A 17,017-nucleotide genomic window follows, 5' to 3' on the forward strand; every position below is an offset into this window, starting at 1 on the left:
GTGGCTCGCGACGACCGCGTCCGCGCGCTCGAGGAGCGCATCCTCGAGCTGCTCGCGCAGCGCGACACGGGCCGGACGATCTGCCCGTCCGAGGCGGCTCGCTCCGTGCGCGGCGAGGACGACGAGGGCTGGCGCGACCTCATGGAGCCGGCGCGGGAAGCCGCCCGGCGGCTGGTCGCCGCCGGCCGGCTCGACGTGACGCAGGGCGGCGAGGTCGTGGACCTGGCCGCGGCGAGAGGGCCGATCCGGCTGCGGCTGCGGCCTGGCGACGACTAGTCAGCGCACCAGCCCGAGCACCTGCTCGTGCAGCCAGGGGACGGCTGCCTGGTGCTCCGGCTTCATCAGCACGCTGCGCAGGATCCGGCCGGTCGGGACGTCCGCCTCGACGGCATGGCCGCGAGCGGCGAGGTCAGCGGCGTCGACGGTGTAGGTCGCGAGGTGGACCGACTCGGCGGGTGGCCGGGTCATGCCGGCCGTCATCGCCGTGGCGCTGACGGCGTCGACCTCGGACAGCCGAGGCCGGACCGGGTAGCAGGTCAGGATGTCGAGCTGGGGCGGCTGGTAGAGCCGCAGCTCCTCGCTCTGCTCGATGAGCGCCGCCCAGTCCAGCGCCGCCTGCCGACCCGGGCGCAGCACCGCACCGAGTCCGTCGGGCGTCAGCGGCAGCAGCCGCAGGGTCAGCCACAGCGCGGCGGCCGCGGCGCCGGCGCGCGAGCACTCGAGCGAGATCTCGCCGAGGTGGAGGTCCTCGGAGGTGAAGTAGGTGTAGGGCGAGTCGTGCAGGTAGTGCCGCGCCACCGCCGGGTCGCGGAACAGCACCGCCCCGCACCCGTAGGGTTGCAGGCCGTGCTTGTGCGGGTCGATGACCACGGAGTCGCACTCCGCGATGGCGAGGTACGGCGCGGGCGCGACCCCGCCCGGCAGGTCGTCGGCGATCAGCCGGAAGAAGCCGCCGTAGGCCGCGTCGACGTGCACCCGCACGCCGTGCGCCCGCGCGATCGGCAGGATCTCGTGCACCGGGTCGACCGCGCCGAGACCGGTCGTGCCGGTGGTGGCCACGACGGTGCCGACGGTGCCGGTGCGAAGGAGGCTCGCAAGCGCGTCGAGGTCCATCGTGCCGTCGGCCGAGGTCGGCACCGCCACCGACTCGACGCCGAGGAGGTGGGCCATCCGGGCGTGGGTGTAGTGCGCGTCGGCGCTGTGCGCGACCCGCAGGCCCGGGTGGGTCTCGCGCGCCACGAACAGGGCCTCGAGGTTGGCGATGGTGCCGCTGCTGGTCAGGTGGCCGAGGTAGCCGGGCGCGCCGGCGCGGTCGGCGAAGCCGAACATCGCGGCGAGCTGGGCGACGACCTCCTTCTCCAGCGCGGCGGTGGCCGGTCCCCCGTCGAGGGCATGGTTGTTGGGGTTCACCAGCATCGCCGTGACATAGCCGATCACGGCCGCCGGGTGCGGCGGCTTCAGCATCTGCGCGGCGTAGCGCGGGTGGTGGAAGGGGTAGTTGTCGCGCAGCCGCTCGCGCAGCTCTGCGGTCGCGGCCTCGAGCGCGCCGAGGTCGACGTCCTGCGACGGATGGGCGGCTGCGTCGCCGTACTCCCGCATCCAGGCGCCGATCTCGTCGACGGCGGTCCGCAGTTGTGCGCCGAGCTGGGCGGCGCCGAGGGGCATCGCTCGGACGACGGGGTCGGGCATGCGTGCAGGTTAGCCAGACCTTAGGTCCACTTTCCCGGTCGGCATGGTTGTATTTCGCCATCGACACCAAGAAGGACGTCATCCCGCTCGGCGAGGCCACCCGGGCGTGGTTCGCCATCTCCCTGCAGACCTTCGGCGGACCGGCCGGCCAGATCGCCGTCATGCAGCACAAGCTGGTCGACGAGAAGCGGTGGATAGGGCAGCGTCGCTTCCTGCACGCCCTGAACTACTGCACCCTGCTGCCGGGGCCGGAGGCCCAGCAGCTCGCGATCTACACCGGGTGGTTGCTCAACGGCACCCGCGGCGGCCTCATCGCCGGCAGCCTGTTCGTGCTCCCGGGCGTGATTGCGCTGCTCGCGCTGTCCGCCGTCTACGTGCGGTTCGGCGGCACCGACGTCGTGTCCGCGCTGTTCGCCGGGGTTGCGCCCGCCGTCATCGCCATCGTGCTGCAGGCGGTACGACGGATCACCCCTCGTGCGCTGGGCCATCCCTCGCTCGTCGCCGTCGCGGTCGGGGCGTTCGTCGCGCTCACCGTGTTCGCGGTGCCGTTCCCCCTCGTCGTGCTCGCATCGGGGGTCGTCGGCTGGCTGCTCGGCCGAATGCTCCCGAGGATCGGTCAGAACGGCACCCACGACGCGACCGTCGACGGACCGCCGCCGCTCATCAGCGACGACGCGCTCCACCACGAGCTGCCGTCGAAACGCCGGTCGCTGGTGGTGATCGCACTGTTCCTGGTCCTGTGGTTCACCCCGGTGGCCCTGTTCGCGGTCTTCGTGTCGTCGACCGACGTCTTCCTCGACCAGGGCCTGTTCTTCTCCGGCACCGCGGTGGTCACCTTCGGGGGCGCCTACGCCGTGCTGTCCTACGTCGCGAGCCAGGCGGTCAACGTCTACGGGTGGCTCGCGCCCGGCGAGATGGTGCGCGGGCTGGCGCTCGCGGAGACCACTCCCGGACCCCTGATCATGGTGGTCCAGTTCGTCGCCTTCCTGGGGGCCTACCGCAGCCCGGGCAGCCTCGACCCCTGGGTCGCGGCCGTCCTGGCATCGCTCCTGGTGACGTGGGTGACGTTCGTGCCCTGCTTCCTCTTCGTGCTGCTCGGGGCGCCGTACGTCGAGCGGCTCCGTCACAACCGCCAGCTGACCGCGGCGCTCACCGGCGTGACCGCGGCCGTGGTCGGCGTGATCGCCAACCTCGCGGTGTTCTTCGCACTGCACACGCTCTTCGACCGCAGCCGCGACGTCGAGGCAGGTCCGATCGGGCTCGACGTCCCTGTGTTGTCGAGCTGGGACCCCGTCGCGTTCGCGATCACCGGCGTCGCGCTGCTGATGATGTTCTGGCGGGGGTGGGGGCCGATGCGGACGCTGGGGCTGTGCGCGCTGCTCGGTCTCGCCGTCTTCGGCGTCGAGGTCGCCGTTCCATCGTGACAGTTGGACTGTCATAGTTCAGGCCATGCAGACGCCGTCGACCGTGGACGCCGGCCGGGTGAGCCTGGCGTACGAGACCTTCGGATCCCCCGACGACCCGCCGATGGTGCTGGTCATGGGTGTCGCCAGCCAGATGCTCGTGTGGCCCGACCGGTTCTGCCAGGCGCTGGCGGACGAGGGCTTCCACGTCATCCGCTTCGACAACCGCGACATCGGGCTCTCCACGCACCTCGACGAGCTCGGTGTGCCCGACATGGTGGCCCTGCTCACCGGGCAGTCGAAGGAGGCGCCGTACGTCCTCGCCGACATGGCCGACGACACGGCCGGGCTGCTCGACGCGCTCGGGCTCGACCGGGTGCACCTGGTGGGCCTGTCGATGGGCGGGATGATCGCCCAGGAGGTCGCCATCCGGCACCCCGAGCGGCTGATCAGCCTCACGTCAGTGATGTCCACGCCGGCGGCGCACATCGGCAAGCCCACCGACGCCGCGGCCGCCACCTTGATGTGGCCGTCGCCGAAGACCGAGGCCGAGGCCGGGGACCTCGCCGTCAACGTCTACCGCGTGGTCGGCTCGACCGACTACCCGCAGGACGTCGCCTGGGTCCGGGCGGTCGGCGAGGAGTCGTTCCGCAGGAGCAGCTCCTCGGCGGGCAAGGTGCGCCAGTTCGCGGCCATCCTCGTCTCGCCCGACCGCCGTTCCGGTCTGCGTGAGCTGGCGGTCCCGACGCTCGTGCTCCATGGCGAGGACGACCCGCTGATCCAGGTCGAGGGCGGTCACGAGACCGCCGCGGCCGTGCCGGGCGCCCGGCTCGTCACCTACCCCGGCATGGGGCACGACCTGCCCGAGGAGCTCTGGCCGACCCTCGTCGGCGAGATCACCGAGCACGCCCGCACCGCGGGGAAGGAGTCCTGAGATGGAGCCCATCACCTCGGCCGAGCAGGCCACGTCCAGCATGCACAGCCTGATCCCGATCCTGGGTGCGATGGGGATCACGGTGGTCGACGCCGGCCCCGGCCACGCGACCGTCGAGCTGCCTGCCGGCCCCAACGGCAACCACTTCGGCGTCCTCTACGCCGGGTCGCTCTTCACCGCCGCGGAGGTGCTCGGAGGGATCATCCCCCAGGCCTCGTTCGACCTCAGCGGCGAGCTGGCGGGGTTCGTGCCTCTGGTGAAGAAGGCCGAGATCGAGTTCCTCCGGCCCGGGCTCGGTGACGTCCGGGCAAGCGCGACGATCGCGGCCGAGGAGATCGAGCGGGTGCGCCAGGAGGCGCTGGAGACGGGCAGGTCGGAGTTCGTCGTGGAAGCCCGGATCACCGACGCGAACGGCACGGTGGTCGCCACCACGAGGGCCGTCAACCAGCTCCGCAAGCTGGGCTGATGCCGAAAGTCGGCCCGCACGGTTGTGCGGGCGCGTCACGCGGCGCAGAGTGGCACTTCCAACGTCGGCGACGGTCGCTGTCCGTCCCGGGGCGGTCGGAGGTGTGCGGTGTCGGAGTCTCGGTCTCCCGCCCTGATCGCCTGGATCCGTGAGTACGTAGCGGAGGCGTCCCGCGACGAGGCCGTCGCCGTCTTCGTCCAGGAGGTCGACAACGTCATCCTCTCGCAGGTTCCGGAGGTGGCCGAGGACCCGATCCTGGTCGAGGACCTGCGTGCGAGCACTACGTCCCAGTGGCGGGCGTTCCTCGCGATGATCGACGGGGAGTACGGCCTGCACCTGCCGGCGCCGGCCTACGGCCTGGCGCTCTCGCTCGCCCGGCGTGGGATGGATCTCGGCACGCTGCTGAAGGTGTACCGCGTGGGCAACCAGGCGGTCTTCAACGCCCTCACCAAGACCATCGACGGCGCCGGCGGGGACGCGCCGGCCCGCGACGAGATCCTGGTCTTCATCTGGACGCGCGCCGCCCGGTGGCTCGACGACGCGGTCGAGGCGCTGACCGAGACTTTCGTCGGCGAGCGACAGCGGCTGCGTGACAGCGCGGCCACCCGTCGCGCCGACAGCATCGGGGCGCTCCTCGGCGTGAACCCGCCCTCGGCGACCGTGGCCGAGAAGGCGCTGGCCCACCCCCTGCAGCACTGGCAGACCGCCGGCGTCGCCTGGGCGGACGAGAACCTCGGGCGCACCCCGGCAGAGGTCGCCGAGGTCTCGGGCGAGCTCGGCAAGGCGCTGGGCGCCCCACCCCCGCTGGCGACGATGGCCGGCAGCCGGGACCTCTGGTGGTGGGCCGCAACCCCGCGACCGCCCGACGTCCACCTGCTCGCGGACCTGAGGCAGGAGATCGAGCAGCGCGGGCTGCGGGTCGCCGTCGGACGACCCTCGACCGGCGTCGCGGGGTTCCGGTCGAGCCACGCCGAGGCCCGGGCCGCCCAGGCGCTGGCTCTCCGGTCGCCGGCGGCACCTCGACTGACGTGCTTCGCGGACGTCGAGCTGCTCTGCCTGGTGGCCGACCAGCCGGAGCTGACGCACCGGATGGTCGCGCGCGAGGCGGGCGCCCTCGTCGGCGACGACAAGAACCTCGACGTGCTCCGGGAGACGGTGCTCACCCACCTGATGACGTTCAGCGTCGAGGTCACCGCCGCGCGGCTGTTCGTCCACAAGAACACGGTCCGCTACCGGATCGCCCGCGCGGAGGAGCTGCTCGGGCACCCGCTGACCGAGCGCTCGACGTGGCTCGAGCTCGCGCTGCGGTGGATCGCCTACTTCGGCCCGCCGACCCCCTGACCCGTGCTCCTGACCGCCGTTGTACCCCCGGCCAACCGGGGTCCGGAGGTTGGGACTAGCGAACGAGCGTGAAGCCCCCTCCGAGAGGGACCGTGGGAGCATGACGCCCCCGACCATCACCGAGGCCTTCCTGCGCACCGTCGCCGCTTCCGGCTCGCGCACGGCCCTCCGTTGGCAGGGGGACGACGGCACCTGGGAGTCGTTGACGTTCGACGAGCTCGCCGAGCGGGTCGCCAGCGTCGCCGCCGGCCTGCGGCAGCTCGGCCTCCGCGAGGGCGAGCGGGTGCTGCTGATGATGCGCACGATCCCGGAGTTCCACGTCGCCGACCTGGCCGTCCTCTTCGCCGGCGGCACGCCGGTGTCCATCGACGAGACCTCCTCGCCGGAGCGCATCGCCTTCCTCGTCGGGCACACCCGGGCGAAGATCGCCATCGTCGAGGACCGGTCGGGCGTGGCGCGGTTCGACGAGTCCGCCGGCAAGGTCTACGAGGCCCTCAAGCTCGTCGTGGTCCGCAGTGCCGACGCGACTGCCGATCGCGAGGACCTGGTGCCGCTCGAGTGGCTGCTCGTCCGTCCGCCGCTCGACCTCGCCGTGGCCTCGCGCGCGATCTGGCCCGAGGACCTCGCCACCATCAGCTACGTCTCCGGCGCCACCGGCTATCCCGCCGGCGTGATGGTGACCCACCGCAACGTCGCCGCCCAGGTGGCGGCCCTCCGGGGCGGGTTCGCCGAGGACCTGGTGGGCAAGCGCACCCTGGCGTACCTGCCGATGAGCCACGTCGGCGCACGTGCCGCCAGCCACTACCTGCTCGCGTTCACCGGCCTGGAGATCGCCAGCTGCCCGGACCAGCGCCAGCTGGCGTCGTACCTCTTCGACGTCCGTCCGCAGATCCTCTTCGGCCACGCGCAGATGTGGGAGGCGCTCCGCGCCGACGTCCTCGACGCCGTCGCGCAGGATCCCACTGCAGCCACGGCGTTCGACGACGCCACCCGCGAGGCCGCTCCGATTGCCCTGGCGCGCAGCTGGGGCGAGACGACGCCGGAGCAGGACGCCGCCTGGGCAGAGCTCGACGAGAGCGGCCTCGCCCTGGTCCGCAAGACGGCCGGGCTCGACCAGGTCGAGCACGCCGTCACCGGGACCAGCCCGGACGACCCGTCGCTGATCGAGTGGTTCCACGCGCTCGGCGTGCCCCTCGCCGAGGCCTACGGCATGGCGGAGTGCACCGGTGCCATGACCCTCTCGCTGCGCGGCATCAAGCCGGGCACCGCGGGCCAGCCGCTCCCGGGCATCGAGGTCAGGATCGCCAAGGACGGCGAGGTGGCCTGCCGCGGCGACGTGGTCTCGCCCGGCTACCTGCGCGACCCCTACCTCACCGCCGAGGCGTTCGACGACGACGGCTGGTTCTACACCGGCGACCTCGGGGAGATCGACGTCGACGGGCACCTGCGGATCGTGGACCGCAAGCGGAAGGACCGGTACGCCGCGGACGTCGGCAGCCTCTTCACGTGATCCTCGCTGTCCGCGGACGTCATACGTCTAGTCTCCGGGGATGTCGATGTCGTTCTCCGCGGGCCCGCCGGTCGCGCAGCCGGCCGATGACCGGTCACCTCAGCTGTCCGACGTCGGTCGTTACGGCCGCTACGTCCTGCAGCGGTTCGTCTCGAAGGCGCGCACCGTCGACCAGCCGACCTTCCGCTCGGTCCTCACGGACCACCTCGGCCCCGAGGTCCACGAGCTCCCGGTCATCGTCGAGCAGTGGCGGGCGTACGAGCACGTCAACGTGCAGGGCGCGCTCGACGTCGTGCTCGACGAGTACGGCGACCGCGCGCGGATCATCGGCGTAGCCGGACATCGCCACCACGGGTCCTTCGGGATCGCCGACCTGCTCGGCGACGACCGGTGGATGATGCACGGCCCGCGGCCCGGCAACGTCACCCGGATCAGCCTGCCCAGCGGACCGGGCGGCGAGACCCGCGAGTGCCTGCGGGTCGCACTTCTCCTGCTGGGAGACGGCGACGACCGGATGGCCGTGCTGTTCCGCGGCCCGGACCCCGAAGCCGACTCCCGGGAGGTGACCCTCGAGATCGTCGCGCACCAACCCGATCGGGCCGAGTCCCTCGGGCGTCGGCTGCGAGACCTCGCCCTGGAGCACAACGTCTACCGCGGGCAGGTCGTGTCCTTCGGCGGAAGCATGTTCGGCGAGCGCGGATCGCTGCTCCGGTTCCGCGAACGGCCGACCATGGCGCGGGAGGACCTGATCCTCCCCACCGAGACGTTCGACGACCTCCGCCGCCAGGTCGTGGGCGTTGCCCGCAACAGCGCTCGCCTGCGGGCCGCCGGCCAGCACCTCAAGCGCGGCATCCTCCTCTACGGACCTCCCGGCGTGGGCAAGACGCACTCGGTGCGGTACCTCATCAGCGAGCTGGTCGGCACCACCGTGGTCGAGCTGACCGGCGAGACCCTGCACGGCATCAGCGAAGCGTGCTCGGTCGCCAGGTCGCTGCAACCGGCGATGATCGTCGTCGAGGACGTCGACCTGATCGCCGAGGAACGCAGCCGGTACGGCGGAGCGACGCCTCTCCTCTTCACCCTCCTCAACGAGATGGACGGTCTCGACGAGGACGCGGACGTCGTCTTCCTCCTCACCACCAACCGGGCCGACCTCCTCGAGCCCGCGCTCGCCTCCCGCCCGGGACGGGTCGACCAGGCGGTCCACATCGAGGTGCCCGACCGCACGTCACGGCGCCGGCTCATCGAGCTCTACCGCGGGAGTCTCGACCTCGACCTGAGCGGGATCGACAGCGTGCTCGACCGGACCGACGGCGTCACCGCCTCCTTCCTGAAGGAGCTGCTCCGCCGCTCCGCCGTCGTCGCCGCCGACCGGGACGAGCAACCCGACAACCACCCCCTCGTCGTCACCGCCGCCGACCTCGACCTGGCGCTCGACGACCTCCTCGACACCCGCAACCAGATGACTCGCGCCGTTCTCGGCTTCCGCAGTGATCTGAAGGACGTCGACGAGGACTTCGACTGAGCGACAGCGCCTTCCACTGCGGGCTGGCGCTGGGCCGTCGCTATCGACGAGACCTGCGAACGAGGTCGATCACGTCCGCGGTCGTGCGTACGTCACCGAAAGACCGGTAGATGTGGCCCAGGGTCGCCTGCCCGGGACGGAAGTCCCGCGCGAGACCGTTTACGAAGCCCCGTTCTCCTCGGCCAGCTTGCGCTTGAGCACCTTGCCGGTCGGGTTGCGCGGCAGCTCCTCGACGAAGACGACGTCACGGGGGGTCTTGTAGCGGGCGAGGTTCTGCGCGACGTACGCCTTCACCTCGTCCTCGGTGAGCTCCGCTCCTCCGTTGAGCACGACGAACGCGCGCAGCCGCTGCCCGAAGCGCTCGTCGGGCACGCCGATCGCGGCCGCCTCGCGGACGGCGTCGTGAGCGAAGAGCAGCTCCTCGACTTCGCCGGGGAAGACGTTCTCGCCGCCGGAGACGATCATGTCGTCATCGCGCCCGTCGATGAAGAGCCGGCCGGCTGCGTCGAAGTGGCCCACGTCGCCGGTCGACATCAGGCCGTCGATGCGGTCCTTGTCGCCGCCGCCCGTGTAGCCCTCGAACTGGAAGTCGTTGCCGACGAAGATCCGCCCCGTGGCGCCGGGTTCGGTGATCTCCTCGTCGTCGGCGTCGTAGAGCTTCACGACCGCCCCCATCACCGGTCGGCCGACGCAGCCGGGCTCGGCAGCCAGGTCCTCGGGTGTCGCGATGGTCGCGTAGGCGACCTCGGTCGAGCCGTACATGTTGTGGATCACCGGGCCGAACAGCTCCGTCGAGCGCGTCGCGAGCTCGGCGCCGAGCTGGGAGCCGGCGACGAAGATCGCGGTGAGCCGGGAGAGGTCGGACTCGGCGAACGCTTCCTCGCCGAGCTCGACCATCTTCTGCAGCATCACCGGGACCGCGACCATGCCGGTCGCGCCGTTCACCGAGAGGTCCTGCAGCACCAGCGCCGGGTCGAACCGGCGCCGGACCACCAGCGTCGAGCCGAGGAAGCCGTTCAGCAGCGCCTGGGCGAAACCGAGGGTGTGGAACATCGGCGCCGGCAGCACCAGCACCCCCTTGGCGTGGAACGGCACCTTCGAGAGCAGCGCGCCGATCGGCGCCAGCGAGCGGGGCTCCGGCCGCGGCGCCCCCTTCGGGGTGCCCGTGGTGCCGCTGGTCAGCAGCACCACCCGGGGGTCGGTGCCCGACCGCGGCGCAGGTGAGGTGTCGCCCGAGGCGACCACTCCGGCGATGGTGTCGCTGCCGCGCTCGTCGGGGTCGTCGGTCCACGCGCGGATCCGGCCGAGCCGGGTCTCGACCTCGGCGAGCAGCTCGCCGTACTCGTCGTCGTGGACGAGCAGGTCGGTGCCCTCCCGCGCCGCCACGTCGCGGATCTGCGGGCCGGCGAAGTCGGTGTTGAGCAGCACGATCTTGGCACCGCAACGGGCGGCGGCATAGGTCGCGACGAGGAACCAGCGGTGGTTGCGGGCGAGGATCGACACCCCGTCCCCGGGAGCGAGCCCGATCCTCCGCCAGTGGTGGGCGAGGGCGTTGGCGGCGTCGTCGAGCTCGCCGTACGTCATGTCGGCGAGCTCGTCGATGACCGCCAGCTGGTCACGGCCGTGCCGGATCGAGGCGATGGTCGGGATCCCGCCGAGCATGCCGTGGCGGTAGACCGCCTTGCCGATCCGGGCGACCTTCCACGGCGGGTCGATGCCGAGGGCGCCACGCTTGTAGGCCCACGACGCGTACGTCGCCTCCTGGGCAGCGCGACGAGCGAGCTGGAGGGGCAGGTTGGTCACGCCGACACGCTAACGCCACTCCTCCCCCCACCCTCTAGGGTCTCGCCATGCGCTCTGTCCAAGTCACCGCACTCGACGGACCCGCCTCCGTCACCGTCCAGGACGTCCCCGACGCCACCGCCCAGGACGGCCAGGTCCTGGTCGAGGTCAAGGCGCTCGGCATCTCCTGGCCGGACCTGCTGCAGACCAAGGGCGAGTACCAGATCAAGCCCGAGCTCCCCTTCCAGCTCGGTGTCGACTTCGCGGGCGTCGTCCGCAGCGCCCCGGACGGGAGCGGCCTCGGCGAGGGGCAGCGGGTCGCCTGCTGCCTTCCGTACGGCGGCGGCGCGGACCTGGTCTCGCTGCACGCCGAGTCGGTCTTCCCGCTCCCCGACCGCTACACCTTCGAGCAGGGCGCGGCGATCCCCATGAACTACCTCACCGCCGAGTTCGCCCTGGCCACCCGGGCCGGGCTGACCGCGGGCGACACCCTGCTCGTCACCGGCGCCGCGGGCGGCGTCGGCACCGCTGCCATCCAGGTCGGCAAGGGCCTCGGCGCCCGGGTCATCGCGCTCGTCTCGACGCCCGAGAAGGCCGACTTCGCCAAGGCTGCGGGCGCGCACGAGGCCGTGCTCAGCGACGGCTTCCTGCCGCAGGTCAAGGAGCTCACTGGCCCCGACGGCGTCGACGTGGTGCTGGACGTCGTCGGCGAGCCGCTGATGACCGACGCACTGCGCAGCCTCGGCGCGCAGGGGCGCCTGCTCGTCGTCGGGTTCACCGGTGGCGAGATCCCCACCGTGAAGGTCAACCGGCTGCTGCTCAACAACGTCGACGTGCGCGGCGTCGGCTGGGGGGCGTTCGCGATGGTGCGGCCCGGCTACATGAAGGCGCAGTGGGAGCGGCTGATGCCGATGATGGAGTCCGGCGCCATCGACCCGCCGATCGGCGCCGTCTACGAGCTCGACCGGGTCGCCGACGCGCTCGCCGAGATGGACGGACGCCGGACGCTCGGCAAGTCGGTCGTCATGTTCTGAGTACGCTCGCCGACGTGCACCCCGTCGCCCAGCGTCTCCTCGACGCCCAGGTCGCCTTCCATCTCGAGCAGCTGCGCGGCGACCAGGCCGCCAGCACGGCCGCGACGTTCACCGACGAGCTGCTCGACGCCACCGCGGACCAGCAGATCGCGGACCTGGTCGATCGCGAGGTCGTCAAGGACGTCATCGCCCGGGTGCTGGCCGCGGCACCCGGCAGCCCCGTCGCGACCGGGCTGCTCGACCTCGTCGTCGACGTGGCGATGAAGGGACCGGCCGAGCCCTACCCGCTCGGCGAGCTGGTCGACCGCGAGCGGCTGGAGGCGGTCTTGGACGCCCTGGTCGGGCTGAGCCCGCTCGTCGATAAGGTCGTCGCGCAGCTGGCCGACAGCCCGGTGGTCGGCGCGGCTGCGTCGCGGTTCATGGCCCGGATCGTGGCCGAGGTGGCCAACGCCAACAAGGCGGTCGCCGACAAGATGGTGCCCGGCCTGGGCGCGCTGGTGTCGTTCGGGACGAACACGGCAGCGTCCGTGGTGGGCGCTGCGGGCAAGCCGCTGGAGGGCCTGCTCGGGGACACGATGGGCAAGAGCGGCGCCTTCGCCGTACGACGGCTCGGGCGGATCGTCACCGACACGCTCCAGGACCCCACCACCAAGGAGGCCGTGCTGCAGGCGTGGGACCTCGCCGCCGCGCGGGACGTCACCGGCCTCGGGCGGGTGGTGGGCCGGGAGCAGGTCGACGAGGTCGTCACCGCCGTCCAGGCCCTGGGCATCTCGACCGCGGCGAGCGAGCACGTCGCCGCGCTGATCGGCGTCCTGGTCGACCGGTTCTTCGACGACTTCGGGGGCTACACCCCGACCGAGCTGCTCGAGCAGCTCGACCTCGACCGCGTGGACGTGCGCGAGGACGTCGCCCGGGCCGCGCCCGGCCTGCTCACTCTGCTGGACGAGGCCGGCGTGCTCGAGCGGTTGTTGCGGGCCCGGCTGGAGCCGTTCTACGGCTCGCCCGAGGTCGACGAGATCCTCGAGGGCTGACCCCGCGCCACGAGCGCGAGCGTCCAGAGTGCGCCTGCGAACGCGAAGGCGGCGCCGGCCGCGAACGCCCACGGGATACCGGCCGCATCGGCGACCAGCCCGAGCGCGATCGGCCCGAAGCCGAGGCCGAGGTCGATGAACGCGCTCGCGGTGCCCGATGCCGCCCCACGCTCCGACGGCGCCGCCGTTGCGAAGATCGCGGCGAAGAAGGCCGGGGTCGAGAACGTCACGCCCACTGCGGAGATCACCACCCCGATGAGCAGCCCGGCCGGTCGCTGCCAGACGGCCATCACGACCAGGCCGCTGCCGATGGCGGCGAGGGACGCCGCGCCGAGCGGAAGGGCGGGCAGTCGGTCCGGCACCTTGGCGAACACGAGCCGGCAGACGACGACCACCACGCCGTAGACCAGCAGCGCCAGGCTGACGTTGGACATGCCCAGGTCCTCGGAGTGGAGCGACGCGAACGCGACGAAGCCGCCGACCGCTGCCAGCGACGCGAAGAAGCCCAGCGACGCAGGGATCCCCGGACGGTGGATCAGCCGCCCGTGACCGCCCTCGTCGTGCTCGCGCACGGGCTCGCCGATGAGGAGCGCCAGCCCGGCCGTGAGGACGCACAGCGCGGTCGCACCGAACCACGCCTCGTCGTAGCCCCATCGCTCGATGAGCGCCTCCGCGCACGGCGGGCCGAGGGCGAGGCCGAGGTACAGCCCGAGCGAGTTGTAGCTCAACGCCTCTCCGAACCGCTCCGGCGGCGCGATGTCCGCGAGCATCGCGAACGACGCGACGAAGAACGCCGCCTCAGCGACGCCTTGGAGCAGACGGATCGCCACGACCGCCGCGAGCGAGTCCACGAACGGGAGCAGCACCATGCCGACAGCGGCGAGAACGGCGCCGAAGACGATGAGCGGGATCCGGCCGCGGGTGTCCGAGAGCCGCCCCGCGAACGGCCGGCAGACCAAGGCGGTCGCGCCGAACGCCCCGAACGCGAGCCCGGCGCCCGCCTCCGTCGAACCGATCGGACCAGTGGCGTAGAGCGGCAGCGTGTGGACCGCGGTGCCCACCGCCGTGAAGTAGGCAAGGTCGGCCACGCCGAGGAGCAGGAACGCCGGGGTCAGCAGCCGCTGTCCTCCGGCCGGGACGGCCATGGTCGGAGGGTAGTGGCGACGCAGCGGGATCGGGGGCCGACCAGGGTCATCCCGGGTCCGCAGGACCGTCCCGGCGTCCTAGCGTCGACCCATGAAGGCCATCACCCAGGACCGTTACGGGTCCGCCGACGTGCTCTACCTGAAGGACCTGCCGACGCCGGTGCCGCGCGCGGACGAGGTGCTCGTCGACGTCCGGGCCGCCTCGGTCAACGCGGCCGACTGGCACATCATGCGTGGCGAACCGCGGCTGGCGCGGCTCGACTTCTCGATGTTCGGGCTCCGCGCGCCCCGGCAGCGGGTGCGCGGGTCGGACTTCGCCGGGGTCGTCCGCGCGGTGGGAGCGGCGGTGACGAGTTTTCAGCCGGGCGACGAGGTGTTCGGGGAGGGCTCGGGCACCTTCGCCGAGCAGGCCGTCGCCCGCGAGGCGGCGACGGCGCGCAAACCGGCGGAGGTGTCGTTCGAGGCGGCGGCGGCCCTGCCGATGGCGGGTACGACGGCGCAGCTCCTCCTCGCACGGGGCGGCGTCCGGGCCGGCCGGTCGGTGCTCGTCAACGGCGCGTCCGGCGGCGTCGGGACCTTCGCGATCCAGCTCGCGGCCGCCAAGGGTGCCGACGTCACCGCGGTGTGCAGCGCCCGCAACGCCGACCAGGCCCGCGCCCTGGGCGCCGAACGGGTCCTCGACTACGCGCGCGAGGACTTCGCGACCGGGCCCGCGTCGTACGACGTGGTCGTCGACCTCGTCGGCAACCGCTCCCTCGGCGACCTGCGGCGGGTCCTGGCACCCGGTGGCGTGCTCGTCCTGTCCGGCGGAGGCGTCGCCGGGGAGGGCCGCACGGTCGGTCCGCTCGGACTGATGCTGCGCGGCAGGCTGACCGCGCGACGTGGCGGCCGGCGCACGGAGATCCCGATGGCACGCCCCGACGCACGGACCCTTGACGAGCTCGCCGCGCTGGTCGCCGCCGGCACCATCCGCCCCGTGATCGAGCGAACCTTCGACCTCACCGCGGCAGCGGACGCCGTGCGGTACCTCGAGCAGGAGCACGCCCGCAGCAAGGTGGTGCTGACGACGTCCCGGTGACGCTCGGTCGATCAGGTCGGCCCGGCTGACGCCGCCGCGCAGGGTCGGCGCGGGATTTCGTTGCAATTTTGCGCGAACCTCGCAGACCTTGCGTTAGCGTCCGTCGACAGTCGGGGGACTCCTTCGAGGTGAGAGGTTGACGGATGAACCGGACTGGACGACGTCGTAGCGCAACGGTCGGGCTGTGGGCTGCCCTGACTGTTCTGGCCGCCATCGTGTTCCCGAGTGGGGCTCAGGCCCACGACGACGCGGGATCGCGGGGGCTGAGCGCCGGCGGCACCCACACCTGTGCGATTGATTCTGCAGGCTCGATCAGCTGTTGGGGCTACGACGACTACGGTCAGACAACTGGTCCGGATGGCGCAGCCGGGGTGTTCAAGGCAGTTTCCGCCGGCAGCTCCCACACGTGTGCGATCGACGCCAGCGGCTCGATCAGCTGCTGGGGCGAGAACTCCTACGGCCAGGTGAGCGGTCCCGATGCCGCGGCGGGCACCTACACGGCCGTGTCCGCCGGCACCAGTCACACCTGTGCGATCGAAGCCACGGGTTCGATCAGCTGCTGGGGCCGGGACGACCACGGTCAGGTGGGCGATCCCGACGCCGCAGCGGGGACCTTCAAGACGGTGGCCGCCGACAACCTGCACACGTGCGCGGTCGGCACCTCAGGTTCGATCAGCTGCTGGGGCGACGACTCCCACGGTCAGACGAGTGGTCCGGACGGCGCCGCCGGCGCGTTCACCACCGTGTCCGTTCGCTACTTCCAGACGTGTGCGATCGATGTCGCAGGTGCGATCAGCTGCTGGGGCAACAACGGCGCCGGTCAGGTCGATGCTCCGATTGGTGCGGGGTTCAAGACCGTGTCCCTCGGCCTCTTCCACACGTGTGCGATCAACGCTGCGGACTCGATCATCTGCTGGGGTCACGACATGTTCGGGGAGGTGGACGGTCCGAACTCCTCGGCGGGGACCTTCAAGACCCTGTCCCTCGGTGACGGCCACACCTGCGCGATCGATGCCGCGGACTCGATCAGCTGCTGGGGATTCGACTCCGGCATCGGCTGGGTGACCGGCGCGGATGCCGCGCCCGGCAGCTTCGGCACGACTCCGGCCGACCCGGAGTGCACCATCGGAGATCCGAATTCGAACCAGCGCCAGGTGCTGCGCGGCACGCCGGGTCCGGACGTGATGTGTGGTGGCGCGGCCGCGGACAGCTTCCACGGGGCCGGCGGCGAGGACATCATCCTGGGTGGTGGCGGCAACGACTGGCTGAACGGCGGCACTGGCAACGACACAGTGGACGGAGGCGCCGGCCAGGACCAGCTGCGCGGCGAGGCCGGCGCCGACGCCCTCGACGGCGGCGACGACAACGACAGCGTCAAGGGCGGCGTCGGCAACGACACGGTGACCGGCGGCGCCGGCCGTGACGTGCTCGACGAGACCGGTGCGGCCGGCTTCGGCAATGACGACCTCGACGGCGGGGACGGCAACGACGTCATCCGCGGCGGCGAAGGCGTCGACAGCATCGCCGGAGGGGACGGCAACGACAACCTCAACGGCGGCGCTGGGTCCCCGGACGTGTGTGACGGCGGCCCGGGAACCGACATCGGAGGCTACGGCTGCGAGCAGAAGGTCAGTATTCCCTGATCAGCTGAGCCGGTGCTCCTCCAGCCACTTCCGCGCGCGGGTGGGCGACGCGCGGGAGAGCCAGGCGTCCTGGACGACCTCGGCGAGCTCCTCGTAGGAGATCTCTCCGACCCGGCTGCCGCGCAGCAGGACGGACGGATGGCCGTCGAAGTGCGGGGTGGTGAAGTACGGCGAGGTCTGGTCCTGCACCATCGCGAGCTTGTCGCCCTCGGAGGCGACCCAGAAGACGATCACGTCGGGGTAGCGCTCGCCGGTGTCGGGGTCGACGGCGTCGGGGCGAGGGTTGCGGAAGAAGACGAAGGACTTGCCGCCGACCTGGTAGACGGGGTTGTTCCTGGTGCCGGGGTCCACGGTGACGTGCGGCATCCCGAGCGCGAGCTCGTGCACGTCCTCGACCCGGGCCGGACGGTCGCCCCGCTTCGTCCTGGCCACGGGG

15 protein-coding genes and 1 pseudogene are annotated in these 17,017 nt (G+C 71.9%); 12 read left to right on the forward strand and 4 right to left on the reverse strand.

What is annotated here, in order from left to right:
* Positions 1-276: a DUF3253 domain-containing protein gene (locus DJ010_RS00560; RefSeq protein ID WP_109691691.1), complete on the forward strand. Its 276-nt coding sequence runs from the start codon at positions 1-3 to the stop codon at positions 274-276.
* Here the strand turns inward: DJ010_RS00560 and DJ010_RS00565 are convergent, their stop codons facing one another.
* The gene (locus DJ010_RS00565) at positions 277-1,689 is read right to left on the reverse strand and encodes a pyridoxal phosphate-dependent decarboxylase family protein (RefSeq protein WP_211318593.1); all 1,413 of its coding nucleotides are present in this window, start codon (positions 1,687-1,689) and stop codon (positions 277-279) included.
* Between the two features lie 47 nt (positions 1,690-1,736).
* On the opposite strand from DJ010_RS00565, the gene chrA reads away from it, so the two are divergent.
* The 6 genes from chrA (at position 1,737) to DJ010_RS00595 (ending at position 8,868) form a co-directional block, all read left to right on the forward strand.
* Positions 1,737-3,113, forward strand: coding sequence for a chromate efflux transporter (gene chrA / locus DJ010_RS00570; protein ID WP_109691692.1), 1,377 nt, complete (start codon positions 1,737-1,739; stop codon positions 3,111-3,113).
* A gap of 25 nt (positions 3,114-3,138) precedes the next feature.
* Positions 3,139-4,026 (forward strand): alpha/beta fold hydrolase, encoded by an 888-nt coding sequence (locus tag DJ010_RS00575; RefSeq protein ID WP_211318594.1) that lies wholly within the window; start codon positions 3,139-3,141, stop codon positions 4,024-4,026.
* 1 nt (position 4,027) lies between these two features.
* Positions 4,028-4,492, forward strand: coding sequence for a PaaI family thioesterase (locus DJ010_RS00580; RefSeq protein WP_109691693.1), 465 nt, complete (start codon positions 4,028-4,030; stop codon positions 4,490-4,492).
* 108 nt (positions 4,493-4,600) lie between these two features.
* Complete coding sequence (locus tag DJ010_RS00585) at positions 4,601-5,833, forward strand: PucR family transcriptional regulator (RefSeq protein ID WP_109691694.1); 1,233 nt, start codon at positions 4,601-4,603, stop codon at positions 5,831-5,833.
* Between the two features lie 100 nt (positions 5,834-5,933).
* Entirely contained in the window at positions 5,934-7,343 is a 1,410-nt protein-coding gene (locus tag DJ010_RS00590) for an AMP-dependent synthetase/ligase (protein ID WP_109691695.1), read from the forward strand.
* Positions 7,344-7,383: 40 nt separating this feature from the next.
* Positions 7,384-8,868: an AAA family ATPase gene (locus DJ010_RS00595; protein WP_109691696.1), complete on the forward strand. Its 1,485-nt coding sequence runs from the start codon at positions 7,384-7,386 to the stop codon at positions 8,866-8,868.
* 159 nt (positions 8,869-9,027) lie between these two features.
* On the opposite strand, the gene DJ010_RS00600 is transcribed toward DJ010_RS00595, so the two are convergent.
* Positions 9,028-10,671 carry an acyl-CoA synthetase gene (locus DJ010_RS00600; protein ID WP_211318595.1) on the reverse strand — a complete coding sequence of 548 codons (1,644 nt, stop codon included), beginning with the start codon at positions 10,669-10,671 and terminating at the stop codon, positions 9,028-9,030.
* 47 nt (positions 10,672-10,718) lie between these two features.
* On the opposite strand from DJ010_RS00600, the gene DJ010_RS00605 reads away from it, so the two are divergent.
* Together DJ010_RS00605 and DJ010_RS00610 are read left to right on the forward strand one after the other, a co-directional pair.
* Positions 10,719-11,684 (forward strand): NADPH:quinone oxidoreductase family protein, encoded by a 966-nt coding sequence (locus DJ010_RS00605; protein WP_109691697.1) that lies wholly within the window; start codon positions 10,719-10,721, stop codon positions 11,682-11,684.
* A gap of 14 nt (positions 11,685-11,698) precedes the next feature.
* On the forward strand, positions 11,699-12,715 hold the full coding sequence (locus DJ010_RS00610; protein ID WP_109691698.1) for a hypothetical protein: 1,017 nt from the start codon (positions 11,699-11,701) through the stop codon (positions 12,713-12,715).
* Here DJ010_RS00610 and DJ010_RS00615 read toward each other — a convergent pair.
* Positions 12,676-13,860: an MFS transporter gene (locus tag DJ010_RS00615; protein ID WP_109691699.1), complete on the reverse strand. Its 1,185-nt coding sequence runs from the start codon at positions 13,858-13,860 to the stop codon at positions 12,676-12,678. The two genes, DJ010_RS00610 and DJ010_RS00615, sit on opposite strands and share 40 nt — an antisense overlap.
* 91 nt (positions 13,861-13,951) lie before the next feature.
* Between DJ010_RS00615 and DJ010_RS00620 the strand changes: the two genes are divergently transcribed.
* The 3 genes and pseudogenes from DJ010_RS00620 to DJ010_RS22845 all read left to right on the forward strand — a co-directional run bounded on the left by DJ010_RS00620 (position 13,952) and on the right by DJ010_RS22845 (position 16,581).
* Positions 13,952-14,938 carry an NAD(P)-dependent alcohol dehydrogenase gene (locus tag DJ010_RS00620; protein ID WP_109691700.1) on the forward strand — a complete coding sequence of 329 codons (987 nt, stop codon included), beginning with the start codon at positions 13,952-13,954 and terminating at the stop codon, positions 14,936-14,938.
* A 143-nt stretch (positions 14,939-15,081) separates the two neighbouring features.
* Positions 15,082-15,270 (forward strand): annotated as a pseudogene (locus tag DJ010_RS22985) (hypothetical protein); the annotation flags it as partial.
* 39 nt (positions 15,271-15,309) lie between these two features.
* A complete protein-coding gene (locus DJ010_RS22845; protein ID WP_281271104.1) occupies positions 15,310-16,581 on the forward strand; it encodes a hypothetical protein in 1,272 nt (423 codons plus the stop codon).
* Here the strand turns inward: DJ010_RS22845 and DJ010_RS00630 are convergent, their stop codons facing one another.
* Positions 16,582-17,013 (reverse strand): MmcQ/YjbR family DNA-binding protein, encoded by a 432-nt coding sequence (locus DJ010_RS00630; protein WP_245927114.1) that lies wholly within the window; start codon positions 17,011-17,013, stop codon positions 16,582-16,584. It lies immediately after the preceding gene.
* Positions 17,014-17,017 lie beyond the last annotated feature (4 nt).

It is taken from the genome of Nocardioides silvaticus, from assembly GCF_003160695.1.
In the GTDB taxonomy this organism is placed as follows: Bacteria; Actinomycetota; Actinomycetes; order Propionibacteriales; family Nocardioidaceae; genus Nocardioides; species Nocardioides silvaticus.